This window comes from Streptomyces viridochromogenes (genome assembly GCF_001270495.1).
GTDB classification, from domain to species: domain Bacteria; phylum Actinomycetota; class Actinomycetes; order Streptomycetales; family Streptomycetaceae; genus Streptomyces; species Streptomyces viridochromogenes_A.
On record NZ_LGUR01000257.1, the window covers coordinates 51,504 to 63,237 of the forward strand.

The window sequence follows — 11,734 nt, forward strand, 5'->3', positions numbered from 1 at the left end:
GAAATCAGAGTGATGAGAGAACCGGCACCCCGGCACCTTCGCCGAGGTCCTGAAATGAGCCGGAGTCAGCGCTTGGTCTTCGGGTCGAGCGCGTCGCGCACCGAGTCACCGAGGAGGTTGAACGCCAGGACGAAGATCACCATGGACAGGCCCGGGAAGAGCAGGAAGGTGATGTCGTCCTGGTAGACCTGGGCTGCCTGGCCGATCATGACGCCCCAGTCCGGAGTCGGATCCTGGATGCCGACGCCGAGGAAGGCGAGACCGGCCTCGACGGTGACCATGTTCGGCAGGGTGAGGGTCGCCTGGATCAGGATCGGCGTCCAGAGATTGGGCAGCAGTTCCTTGAAGATGATGCGCACCGGAGACGCGCCTGTGACCTTGGCGGCCTCGACGAACTCCCGCTCGCGCAGGGCCAGTACCTGGCCGCGCAGCAGTCGGGCGATGGAGGCCCAGCCGAAGACGGTGAGCAGGCCGATGAGGCAGACGACGGTGAGCCAGACCGGAGTGTTCTCCTCGGGCGACACGAACAGGGCGAGCACCACGGGGGTGAAGGCCACGAAGAACAGCTGCGACGGGAAGGCCAGCAGGACGTCGATGACCCGGCCGATGAACCAGTCCGTCTTGCCGCCCACGTATCCAGCGGTGACACCGATGGTCACACCGACGATCACGACGAGGAGCGTGATGGCCGTGCAGATGAGCAGGGAGTTGCGGATGCCGTAGAGCAGGAAGGTGAAGAGGTCGCGGCCGAGCCGGGGCTCGATGCCGAACCAGAACTCGCCGTCGATCCCGCCGTTGGGCTTCACGGGGAAGCCGTTGTCGCCCAGCAGGCCGGGCGTGTTCAGCCCGTACGTCGTGTACGGGTCCTTGCCGTACAGGTTGGCTATGAGTGGCGCGCACAGCGCGACCACGAAGAAGAAGATCACGACGCATGCCGAGATCACGCCCGTGCGGTCCCGCTTGAAACGACGCCAAGCCAGCTGTCCCGGGGACTTGCTCTCGTTGCCCGAGTTGGCGGGAGAAGTGATCGACTTCTCGGCGCTGTCGTCGGTCACCTCAAGCGGGGCAGCCGTTGATGGAGTTGGGGGGGTCATGGTGCTCCTGGCCCAAGGGAGGGTCTGATGACTCCGCAGGGCACGCTCCCCTACGGGCTACGCCGGACTTTTTCAACGCAATTCATTCAAGGTCAATAAATTCTCGGCCGACTTGGTTGTCTCTTTACGTTCTTTACCCTGCCTTGACCATTCCGTAGCTACGCGGGTAGCGCAACGTGATTGAGTTGTGCCTTGACTCGGACTAACTGGACTATTCGGGCAACAAGTTCGATATGCGGACGGCTCCGTATCGAAATGTGTACATCCAGCGGTCCTAATCCAACGGTTCGGCATCGGATCGCGAAGATCCATTGCGCCCTACATGGAAGATCCATCGGGTCGGATGGGAGAAGTCCGTTTCGTCGCTCGCGGGGGAGTGGCGCGGGTTCGTGCATCTGGATGGTGTGTTGCTCCATTGGCCGGAGTCCGTGTGCACTATGCGGCTTTTGACTCGATATTGGCCCGTAACGGATCACCACCGGAGGAGGAGGCACTCCATGCGTGGAGCCACGCACGCCAGATGGGCCGCGAGCGCGGTGGCGGTCGCGCTCGCCGCGACGGCCTGCGGAGGCGGGAGTGACGGCGGGGAGGGCAGCGGTGGCGTCGGCGCGGTGCTGAGCTCCTCGTGGACCGATCCGCAGAACCCGCTGGAGCCGGCCAACACCAACGAGGTGCAGGGCGGCAAGGTGCTTTCCATGATCTTCCGGGGGCTGAAGCAGTACAACCCGAAGACCGGTGCCGCCGAGGACATGCTCGCCGAGAAGATCGAGACCTCCGACTCGCGGAACTACACGATCACCGTCAAGGACGGCTGGACCTTCAGCGACGGCGAGAAGGTCACCGCCAAGTCCTTCGTGGACGCCTGGAACTACGGGGCGAGCCTGAGGAACAACCAGAAGAACGCCTACTTCTTCAGCTACATCGCGGGCTACGACCAGGTCCACCCGGAGAAGGGCGAGCAGCGCGCCGACACCATGTCCGGACTGAAGGTGGTCGACGAGCGGACCTTCACCGTCCGGCTCAGCCAGAAGTTCTCCAGCTTCCCCGACACGCTCGGCTACAACGCCTTCGTGCCGCTGCCGCGCGCGTTCTACGACGACCACGCCGGCTGGCTGGCCAAGCCCGTCGGCAACGGCCCCTACGCCGTCGAGTCGTACACCAAGGGCTCCGAGATGCGCCTGACGAAGTGGGACGCCTACCCGGGCCCGGACGCGGCGCGCAACGGCGGCGTCACCCTCAAGGTCTACACGGACAACAACACCGCCTACACCGACCTGATGGCCGGCAACCTCGACCTGGTCGACGACGTTCCGGCCCAGCAGCTGAAGAACGTCCGCAGCGACCTCGGCGACCGCTACCTCAACACCCCGGCCGGCATCATCCAGACCCTGGCCTTCCCCCACTACGACAAGGAATGGAACACGGCCGGCTCGGTCAGCGTCCGCAAGGGACTCTCCCGGGCGATCGACCGCGAGCAGATCACCGCCACCATCTTCCACAAGACCCGCACCCCCGCCACCGACTGGACCTCACCCGTCCTCGGCAAGGACGGCGGCTACAAGGAGGGGCTGTGCGGTGAGTGGTGCCGGTACGACGCCGCCGCGGCGAAGAAGCTGATCAAGGCGGGCGGCGGGCTGCCCGGCGGCCAGGTGAAGATCACGTACAACGCGGACACCGGCTCCCACAAGCTGTGGGTGGACGCCGTCTGCAACTCCATCAACAACGCCCTGGGCAACGACCGGGCCTGCGTCGGCAACCCGATCGGCACCTTCGCCGACTTCCGCAGCAAGAGCACGACCCAGAAGCTCTCCGGACCCTTCCGGGCGGGCTGGCAGATGGACTACCCGCTCACCCAGAACTTCCTCCAGCCGCTCTACTACACCAACGCCTCCTCCAACGACGGCAAGTGGTCGAGCGAGAAGTTCGACAGGCTCGTCGACGAGGCGAACGCCGAGACGAACCCCGCCAAGGCCGTGGAGATGTTCCAGCAGGCCGAGGAGGTCGTCCGGGACAACATGGCCGCCATCCCGCTCTGGTACCAGAACGGCAGCGCCGGCTGGTCCCCGCGGCTGTCGAACGTGGCCCTCAACCCGTTCAGCGTCCCCGTCTACGACCAGATCAAGGTCGGCTGAGCCCGCCATGGGGCGGTACGTCGTCCGGCGCCTGCTGCAGATGGTCCCGGTGTTCATCGGGGCCACCATGCTGATCTTCCTCATGGTCAACGTGATGGGCGACCCCGTCGCGGGCCTGTGCGGCGACCGGCAGTGCGACGCGGCGACCGCCGCCCAGCTGCGGAAGGAGTTCGGCCTCGACAAGCCCGTGTGGCAGCAGTACCTGACCTATATGGCGAACGTCTTCACCGGAGACTTCGGTACGGCGTTCAACGGTCAGGAAGTCACCGAGCTGATGTCGACGGCCTTCCCGGTCACCTTCCGGCTCACCGTCGTCGCGATCCTCTTCGAGATCGTCATCGGGATCACGCTGGGCGTCCTCACCGGCCTGCGCCGCGGCCGCCCCGTCGACACCGGCGTCCTGCTGCTCACCCTGGTCGTCATCTCCGTCCCCACCTTCGTCACCGGCCTGCTCCTCCAACTGCTGCTCGGCGTGGAGTGGGGCTGGATCCGCCCCTCCGTCTCCCCGGCCGCCCCCTTCGGCGAGCTGCTCCTCCCCGGCCTCGTGCTGGCCTCGGTCTCCCTGGCGTACGTCACCCGCCTGACCCGCACGTCCATCGCGGAGAACCGGCGTTCCGACTACGTCCGCACGGCGATCGCGAAGGGCCTGCCCAGACACCGGGTCGTCACGCGCCACCTGCTCCGCAACTCCCTCATCCCCGTCGTCACCTTCATCGGCGCCGACATCGGCTTCCTCATGGGCGGCGCGATCGTCACCGAGCGGATCTTCAACATCCACGGCGTCGGCTTCCAGCTCTACCAGGGCATCCTGCGCCAGAACACCCAGACGGTCGTCGGCTTCGTGACGGTCCTGGTCCTCGTCTTCCTCCTCTGCAACCTGGTCGTCGACCTCCTGTACGCCGTACTCGACCCGAGGATCCGCTATGCCTGAGCAGCCGTTCCAGTCCGAGGGCGCGGGCGCCGTCGCCGGCAGCGGGGGCACGGGCGGCGCGATGCACCTGGCCGCGAGCGAGGCGGAGGCCCTTGAGCGACACCCGCCACCCCTCTCCGGCGGACCGCGGAACACCACCCCCGAGGCCCCGGACCCCTCGGCCCCCTACGCCTCCGCCACCTCCGCCGACCGGCCCCGCAGCCTCTGGTCCGACGCCTGGCGCGACCTGCGCCGCAACCCGGTCTTCATCGTCTCGGCGCTGATCATTCTCTTCCTGCTGGTCATCTCCCTGTGGCCCTCGGCGATCGCCTCCGGCAGCCCCCTCAAGTGCGACCTCGCCAAGGCCCAGCAGGGCTCCGGGCCCGGCCATCCCTTCGGCTACGACGGCCAGGGCTGCGACGTCTACACGCGCACGGTCTACGGCGCCCGTACGTCCGTCGCCGTCGGTGTCTGCGCCACGCTCGGGGTCGCGGTCCTCGGCTCGGTGCTGGGGGCACTGGCCGGCTTCTTCGGCGGCCTGTGGGACTCGGTCCTCTCCCGCGTCACCGACGTCTTCTTCGCGATCCCGGTGATCCTCGGCGGACTGGTCCTCCTCTCCGTGGTGACCAGCAACAGCATCTGGCCGGTCATCGGCTTCATCGTGCTGCTCGGCTGGCCCCAGATCTCCCGCATCGCCCGCGGCGCGGTCATCACCGCCCGGCAGAACGACTACGTCCAGGCCGCCCGGGCCCTGGGCGCCTCCAACTCCCGCATCCTGCTCCGCCACATCGCGCCCAACGCCGTGGCCCCGGTGATCGTGGTGGCGACCATCGCCCTGGGCACCTACATCGCCCTGGAGGCGACCCTGTCGTATCTGGGCGTGGGCCTGAAACCCCCGAGCGTCTCCTGGGGCATCGACATCTCCGCGGCCTCCCCCTACATCCGCAACGCCCCCCACGCCCTCCTGTGGCCCTCGGGCGCCCTGGCCATCACCGTCCTGGCCTTCATCATGCTGGGCGACGCGGTACGCGACGCCCTCGACCCGAAGCTGAGGTGAGGGTGGCGTGGTGTCGGTAGCACGAGACGCGGACGGAGAGGACTCCGCTGCGAGGGGAGTGGGGTGGAGCGAGGCCAGGGTGTGGTTTGGGCTCGTGGCGGTGGCGGTTCCCGCGCTGCGGCGGCGAGGCGGTGCGCGACGCCCTCGTGTACTTGTGCCCGTCCGCCTCGCCCCCGCGCCCTCCCGCACAGTCTCCGTGGCCTCGGCCAGGTACTTCCTCCCGCCCGGCGAAGCCACGCGCCGCAGGAGGCAGGGAGTCGTCCTCCGCCGGCCGAAGCAGGCCGAGCGAGGTCCGTTCCGGTTCGGCAGTGCCCCGAGGGGCGCGGGCGGTGTCGATACGCGGCTCTGCCGCGTGGGCGCGACCAGCCACGAGGGCGCCGCAGACGACCGAGGGCACATCGCGGCACAGCAAGCGGAGCGCCGACGCCCCCGACCCGAAAGTGAGGTGAGCACGCGTCATGTTGCTCGAAGTGCGTGATCTCCAGGTGGAGTTCCGGACGCGGGACGGGGTCGCCAAGGCCGTGAACGGCGTCAGTTACGGCGTCGACGCGGGGGAGACGCTCGCCGTGCTCGGGGAGTCCGGGTCCGGGAAGTCGGTCACCGCGCAGGCGGTGATGGGGATCCTCGACATGCCGCCGGGGAGGATCACCGGGGGCGAGATCCTCTTTCGCGGGCGGGACCTGCTGAAGCTCAGGGAAGAGGAGCGGCGCAGGGTCCGCGGCGCCGAGATGGCCATGATCTTCCAGGACGCCCTGTCGGCGCTGAACCCCGTCCTGACCGTCGGCGACCAGCTCGGCGAGATGTTCGTGGTGCACCGCGGCATGTCGAGGAAGGACGCGCGGGCGAAGGCCGTCGAGCTGATGGACCGGGTGCGGATCCCGGCCGCCAGGGAGCGCGTCAGGCAGTACCCGCACCAGTTCTCCGGCGGTATGCGCCAACGCATCATGATCGCGATGGCCCTCGCCCTCGAACCGGCGCTCATCATCGCCGACGAGCCCACGACGGCACTCGACGTCACCGTCCAGGCCCAGGTCATGGATCTGCTCGCGGAGCTGCGGCGCGAGTACCGCATGGGGCTCATCCTCATCACCCACGACCTCGGCGTCGTCGCCGACGTGGCCGACCGGATCGCCGTCATGTACGCCGGCCGGATCGTCGAGTCCGCACCGGTCCACGACCTCTACAAGGCCCCCGCCCACCCGTACACCAAGGGCCTGCTGGACTCCATCCCGCGCCTGGACCAGAAGGGCCAGGAGCTCTACGCCATCAAGGGCCTGCCACCCAACCTCATGAACATCCCGCGGGGCTGCGCCTTCCACCCCCGCTGCCCGATCGCCAGGGACCTCTGCCGCACCGACGTACCCCCGCTGCACAAGGTCACCGAGGTCACCGAGGTCACCGAGCCGGATGTCGCAGACCGGGGCAGCGCCTGCCACTTCTGGAGGGAGTGCCTGCATGGCTGAGGCGATTCTGGAGGTCGGCGGGCTCGTCAAGCACTACCCGCTCACCCAGGGCATCCTCTTCAGGAAGCAGATCGGCGCGATCAAGGCCGTCGACGGCGTCGACTTCACCCTGCACCGCGGTGAAACCCTCGGCATCGTCGGCGAGTCCGGCTGCGGCAAGTCGACCGTCGCCAAGATGCTGGTCAACCTGGAGCGCCCGACGGCCGGTTCGATCAAGTACAAGGGCGAGGACCTCACCCGACTGACCGGCCGCGCCCTTAAGGCCGTACGCCGCAACATCCAGATGGTCTTCCAGGACCCGTACACCTCCCTCAACCCCCGGATGACGGTGGGCGACATCATCGGCGAGCCGTACGACATCCACCCCGAGGTCGCCCCGAAGGGCGACCGGCGCCGCAGGGTGCGCGAGCTGCTGGACGTGGTCGGCCTCAACCCCGAGCACATCAACCGCTACCCGCACCAGTTCTCCGGCGGCCAGCGCCAACGCATCGGCATCGCACGGGGACTGGCCCTGCGCCCGGAGGTCATCGTCGCCGACGAGCCCGTCTCCGCGCTCGACGTCTCCGTCCAGGCCCAGGTCATCAACCTGATGGACCGCCTCCAGAACGAGTTCGACCTCTCCTACGTCTTCATCGCCCACGACCTGTCGATCGTCCGGCACATCTCCGACCGGGTCGGGGTGATGTACCTCGGCCGGATCGTGGAGATCGGCAGGGACGCCGAGATCTACGACCACCCCACGCACCCCTACACCCAGGCGCTGCTCTCCGCGGTCCCCGTCCCCGACCCGGCGGCCCGTGACCGCCGCGAGCGCATCATCCTCACGGGAGACGTCCCGTCCCCGACGAACGTCCCCTCCGGCTGCCGCTTCCGCACCCGCTGCTGGAAGGCCGAGGACCGCTGCGCCCAGGAGGTGCCCGTGCTCGCGGTGCCGGCCCACCTCGGCGATCCGACCGGACCCGCGGCACACGACTCGGCCTGTCATTTCGCGGAGGCCGTATCGATCAGGCGCTCCGCGCCGGGGCAGACCGTGCTGCCCGAGCCGACGCCATAGCCGTACAAACACACGCGAACCGCGTTAACAAGCAGGCAACTTCGCCGACCCGATCCCGATATACGGACGCGTCAGGCTGAACAGCGTACGGCCGTGCGGGTGCCGTAAACGGACCGGGGTGCGCCATGTCACCCCGGTCCGTTGCTGTCTAGGCGAGCCCCAGCGACCGCTTCAGGAAGTCCACCTGAAGCAGCAGCAGGTTCTCCGCGACCTGCTCCTGCGGGGTCATATGGGTCACCCCGGACAGCGGCAGCACCTCGTGCGGACGGCCGGCGGCCAGCAGGGCGGAGGACAGGCGCAGGGCGTGAGCGACCACCACGTTGTCGTCGGCCAGCCCGTGCACGATCATCAGCGGGCGGTGCGGCTCGGCGGGCGTGACGAGCCCGTCCTCGGTGATCAGCGAGCTCTTCGCGTACGACTCCGGCGACGCGCCCGGGTCGCCCAGATACCGCTCCGTGTAGTGCGTGTCGTAGAGCCGCCAGTCGGTGACCGGCGCGCCCGCGATGCCCGCGTGGAAGACGTCCGGGCGGCGCAGCACCGCCAGTCCCGCCAGCCAGCCGCCGTACGACCAGCCGCGGATGGCCACCCGGGAGAGATCGAGCGGGTGGGACTTCGCGAGGTCCTGGAGCGCGTCGACCTGGTCGTCGAGGGAGAGGGTGAAGTCCCCGTGCACCGCCTTCTCCCACGCGGGGGAGCGCCCCGGCGTACCGCGCCCGTCCGCGACGATCACCGCGAACCCCTGGTCCGCGAACCACTGCGAGGTGAGGTGCGCGTTGTGTGCGGCGACCACCCGTGAGGCGTGCGGTCCCCCGTAGGGATCCAGCAAAACCGGGAGCGGGGTGTCCCCGGCGTAGTCCCGAGGCATAAGCACGGCGCACGGGATACGTCGTGCGCCCCCCTCGGTGAGGGTCACGCGCGGGGTCAAACCGGGATCTTCGGCATGCGACCGGACCGTCGCCGTCTGCTTCCCGTCGCGCAGCACCTGGACCTGGGCCCCGGGGCGGCCGGGCGTATGGGACACCAGCACGGTCACGCCCCCGGCACGCACCGCCGAGTGCACGCCGGGCTCCCGCGACAGGCGCTCCACACCGAGCTCGTTCACCCGGTACACGTGCACTTCACCGATCTCGGGCACCGCCGCGGCCGCACCCGCCGACGCCGAGACCAGCACATCGACGGCGGTGACGTCCAGCACCGCCCGGACGTGCAACTGCGGCCCGGTCAGGGGGCGTTCACCCACCGTGAGTACCCGCGCGCCCCCCTCGTCGGCGATGCGCACGAGGTGACCGGAAGGGCTCCAGCAGGGCACCCCGGGGAAAAGATCCAGCCATTGTGGATCTTCGTCCGCGTGCACCATCCGGGTCGCCCCCGTCGCCGGGTCCACGGCGAGGAACAACTGGCTGCGCTGGTCGCGCGCTTGTACGAGCAGCAGCGGCGCACCCGCGTCTGACCAGTGCACTCGCGCCAGGTAGGGGTATCGCGCCCGGTCCCACGCGACCTCCGTCCGCACCCCGTCCAGGCCGATCACGAACAGCCGCACCTCCGCGTTCGCCGTCCCCGCCGCCGGGTATGCCACCTGCTGCGGTTCGCGCTCGGGATGCGCCGGATCGGAGATCCACCACCGGCGCACCGGCGTGTCGTCCGCGCGCGCCACCAGCAACCGGTCCGACTCCGGGCCCCACCAGAAGCCCCGGTAGCGCCCCATCTCCTCGGCGGCGATGAACTCGGCCAGTCCGTACGTCACCCCGTCCGACTCCGGCTCGGCGAGCGCGCGGTCGCCCTCGCCCTCGGCGCCCACCACCCGCAGGGCGCCCTGCGCGACGTACGCGACATGCCGTCCGTCGGGGGACGGACGCGGGTCGATCACCGGCCCGGGGACCGGGAGTTCACGTGCCGTACCGGCCCGCAGCTCGGCCGTGAAAAGCCGCCCTGACAAGGTGAAAGACGCCAACTCGACAGCGCTGTCGGTGGCGTGGGCGACGATGCCGGCGCCGCCCTCGCGGCTGCGCTCGCGCCGCGCCCGCTCCTCGGCCGAGAGGTCCTCGGAGCCGCCGCCCAGCAGGGCGCGCGGGTCGGCCGCCACGCGCTCCCCGCCGTCCGCCGTGTCGAGCACCCAGAGCGAACTCGCCGGGTCCGTACCGGAGCCGGAGCGCAGGAACACGACACGGTAACCGTCGGGCGCCACCGCGAACGCGCGGGGCGCGCCGAGCGTGAACCTCTGGGTGCGGGCGTGCCGGCGGGGAAAGGAGACAGGCTCGGTCGTCATGCCCCGACCATATTGGCCAGTGCGCCCCCTTGTGCGGCTGTGCGCCGATCGATGCGCACGGACGGATAGTTATGATCAATAGCGCATAGTGGGTATGAACCTGCTGGCTGTTGTACGGATTTATCTGCCCCCATAGTCCGACCCCCCCGCCCTTGGGATTCTTGGAGGTGAGCCGCCGTGGCACTCTCGATTTCGGCGGTGGTGCTGCTGGCGATCATCGTCTTCTTGTTGATCAAGAAGTCAGGACTGAAGGCGGGCCATGCCGTCGTGTGCATGCTGCTCGGGTTCTACCTCGCGTCCTCGACCATCGCCCCCACCATCAGCGAGCTGACGACGAACATCGCGGGCATGATCGGCGGCATCAAGTTCTGAGCCGTCGAGCCGCGCCGTGCGGCGCTGTCGGTGGTGCCTCGTAGGGTGGGGCCCATGACGGAACTGCCCGACCGGCGTCTGCTCCTGGTGCACGCGCACCCGGACGACGAGTCGATCAACAACGGCGCCACCATGGCCAAGTACGCGGCCGAGGGTGCCCGGGTGACCCTGGTCACCTGCACCCTCGGCGAGCACGGCGAGGTCATTCCTCCCGAGCTCCAGCACCTGACCGGCACCGCGCTGGGCGAACACCGCCTGGGTGAACTCACGGCCGCGATGCGCGCGCTCGGCGTCGAGGACTTCCGTCTCCTCGGCGGCAAGGGCCGCTACGAGGACTCGGGGATGATGGGCCTCGCCGACAACGACGACCCGGCCGCCCTCTGGCAGGCGGACGTCGACGACGCGGCCCGGGCTCTCGTCGAGGTGATCCTGGAGGTACGCCCCCAGGTCCTGGTCACCTATGACCCCGACGGCGGCTACGGCCACCCCGACCACATCCAGGCCCACCGCATCGCCATGCGCGCGGCCGAGCTGGCGGCCGACGCCGGCTGGCGGATCCCCAAGATCTACTGGAACCGCGTCCCGCGCACGGTCGCCGAGGAGTCCTTCGCCCGGCTTCAGGTGGATCTGCCCGGGTTGCCGTTCGGCAAGGCGGCCGTCATCGGCGACGTGCCGGGTGTCGTCGACGACGAGCGGATCACCACCGTGATCGACGGCACCGCGTACGCCGCCGCCAAGGCCGCCGCGATGCGGGCGCACGCCACGCAGATCGACGTCGCCGAGGCGACCGAGCCGTACTTCGCGCTCTCCAACGAACTCGCGCAACCCCTCTTCACCACCGAGTACTACGAGTTGGTGCGGGGCGAGAGGGCGGCGGATCCGGCGGCGGAGACGGAGACCGACCTGTTCGCCGGTGTGACCCTCGGGGAGGCGTCATGAGCTCGATGCTCGCCCAGCCGCTGAAGCTGAAGCGGCCTTCCGTCCTGCGCGTCCTCGCCTACCTCGGACTCCTCGTGCTCGGCGCGGTCGTCGGAGTGGCCGGGGCGCTGGTGCAACCCGCGTGGTTCCCGGGCGGCCTGCTGCTCGCGCTCGCCGCCGAGGCCGGGCTCCTGCTGGGTGCCGCCAGGGCGACGGGCGGCCGGGCCGGGGCCGTAGCGTCCGCCGGCGGCTGGATGATCACCGTCATCCTGCTCACCGCCAGCCGCCCGGAAGGCGACTTCGTCTTCGGCACGGGGGCCGCGTCCTATCTCTTCCTGCTCGGCGGCATGGCTGTGGCTGTGATCTGCGCCACCCTCGCCCCGGTGCGGCAACCGGGTGGCGACGGCGTCCGACTTGGCAAGTGACGTACCACTTCTCCACGCCGCACACGTGCGAGTCCCGTGTGGG

The 11,734-nt window shown here is 69.3% G+C and carries 10 protein-coding genes; 8 read left to right on the forward strand and 2 right to left on the reverse strand.

Going from position 1 to position 11,734, the window contains the following annotated elements:
- Positions 1-65 precede the first annotated feature (65 nt).
- Complete coding sequence (locus tag ADK36_RS42315) at positions 66-1,094, reverse strand: ABC transporter permease (RefSeq protein WP_425315319.1); 1,029 nt, start codon at positions 1,092-1,094, stop codon at positions 66-68.
- Positions 1,095-1,591: 497 nt separating this feature from the next.
- On the opposite strand from ADK36_RS42315, the gene ADK36_RS42320 reads away from it, so the two are divergent.
- The 5 genes from ADK36_RS42320 (at position 1,592) to ADK36_RS42340 (ending at position 7,710) form a co-directional block, all read left to right on the forward strand.
- Positions 1,592-3,226, forward strand: coding sequence for a peptide ABC transporter substrate-binding protein (locus ADK36_RS42320; protein WP_053201414.1), 1,635 nt, complete (start codon positions 1,592-1,594; stop codon positions 3,224-3,226).
- A 7-nt stretch (positions 3,227-3,233) separates the two neighbouring features.
- Complete coding sequence (locus tag ADK36_RS42325) at positions 3,234-4,157, forward strand: ABC transporter permease (protein ID WP_053201416.1); 924 nt, start codon at positions 3,234-3,236, stop codon at positions 4,155-4,157.
- A complete protein-coding gene (locus ADK36_RS42330) occupies positions 4,150-5,193 on the forward strand; it encodes an ABC transporter permease (protein WP_048583554.1) in 1,044 nt (347 codons plus the stop codon). Before ADK36_RS42325 ends, ADK36_RS42330 begins: the two co-directional genes overlap by 8 nt.
- A 458-nt stretch (positions 5,194-5,651) precedes the next feature.
- On the forward strand, positions 5,652-6,656 hold the full coding sequence (locus ADK36_RS42335; RefSeq protein ID WP_053201418.1) for an ABC transporter ATP-binding protein: 1,005 nt from the start codon (positions 5,652-5,654) through the stop codon (positions 6,654-6,656).
- Positions 6,649-7,710 carry an ABC transporter ATP-binding protein gene (locus tag ADK36_RS42340; protein ID WP_053201420.1) on the forward strand — a complete coding sequence of 354 codons (1,062 nt, stop codon included), beginning with the start codon at positions 6,649-6,651 and terminating at the stop codon, positions 7,708-7,710. The genes ADK36_RS42335 and ADK36_RS42340 overlap by 8 nt, the downstream gene beginning before the upstream one ends.
- Positions 7,711-7,858: 148 nt before the next feature.
- On the opposite strand, the gene ADK36_RS42345 is transcribed toward ADK36_RS42340, so the two are convergent.
- Entirely contained in the window at positions 7,859-9,976 is a 2,118-nt protein-coding gene (locus ADK36_RS42345) for a S9 family peptidase (protein ID WP_053201422.1), read from the reverse strand.
- Between the two features lie 177 nt (positions 9,977-10,153).
- Between ADK36_RS42345 and ADK36_RS42350 the strand changes: the two genes are divergently transcribed.
- The 3 genes from ADK36_RS42350 to ADK36_RS42360 are packed head-to-tail and all read left to right on the forward strand — an operon-like array spanning position 10,154 to position 11,691.
- Complete coding sequence (locus ADK36_RS42350) at positions 10,154-10,348, forward strand: hypothetical protein (protein WP_030048865.1); 195 nt, start codon at positions 10,154-10,156, stop codon at positions 10,346-10,348.
- A 54-nt stretch (positions 10,349-10,402) separates the two neighbouring features.
- Positions 10,403-11,287 carry an N-acetyl-1-D-myo-inositol-2-amino-2-deoxy-alpha-D-glucopyranoside deacetylase gene (gene mshB, locus ADK36_RS42355; RefSeq protein ID WP_048583558.1) on the forward strand — a complete coding sequence of 295 codons (885 nt, stop codon included), beginning with the start codon at positions 10,403-10,405 and terminating at the stop codon, positions 11,285-11,287.
- Positions 11,284-11,691: a DUF6113 family protein gene (locus ADK36_RS42360; protein ID WP_048583559.1), complete on the forward strand. Its 408-nt coding sequence runs from the start codon at positions 11,284-11,286 to the stop codon at positions 11,689-11,691. Before mshB ends, ADK36_RS42360 begins: the two co-directional genes overlap by 4 nt.
- Positions 11,692-11,734 lie beyond the last annotated feature (43 nt).

Excerpts from the sequence above, each read along its gene's own strand:
- ADK36_RS42325 (WP_053201416.1), top strand. The coding sequence starts at position 3,234 with ATGGGGCGGTACGTCGTCCGGCGCCTGCTGCAGATGGTCCCGGTGTTC.
- ADK36_RS42340 (WP_053201420.1), top strand. The coding sequence starts at position 6,649 with ATGGCTGAGGCGATTCTGGAGGTCGGCGGGCTCGTCAAGCACTACCCG.
- ADK36_RS42345 (WP_053201422.1), bottom strand. The coding sequence starts at position 9,976 with ATGACGACCGAGCCTGTCTCCTTTCCCCGCCGGCACGCCCGCACCCAG.
- ADK36_RS42320 (WP_053201414.1), top strand. The coding sequence starts at position 1,592 with ATGCGTGGAGCCACGCACGCCAGATGGGCCGCGAGCGCGGTGGCGGTC.
- ADK36_RS42315 (WP_425315319.1), bottom strand. The coding sequence starts at position 1,094 with ATGACCCCCCCAACTCCATCAACGGCTGCCCCGCTTGAGGTGACCGAC.
- ADK36_RS42335 (WP_053201418.1), top strand. The coding sequence starts at position 5,652 with ATGTTGCTCGAAGTGCGTGATCTCCAGGTGGAGTTCCGGACGCGGGAC.
- mshB (WP_048583558.1), top strand. The coding sequence starts at position 10,403 with ATGACGGAACTGCCCGACCGGCGTCTGCTCCTGGTGCACGCGCACCCG.
- ADK36_RS42360 (WP_048583559.1), top strand. The coding sequence starts at position 11,284 with ATGAGCTCGATGCTCGCCCAGCCGCTGAAGCTGAAGCGGCCTTCCGTC.
- ADK36_RS42330 (WP_048583554.1), top strand. The coding sequence starts at position 4,150 with ATGCCTGAGCAGCCGTTCCAGTCCGAGGGCGCGGGCGCCGTCGCCGGC.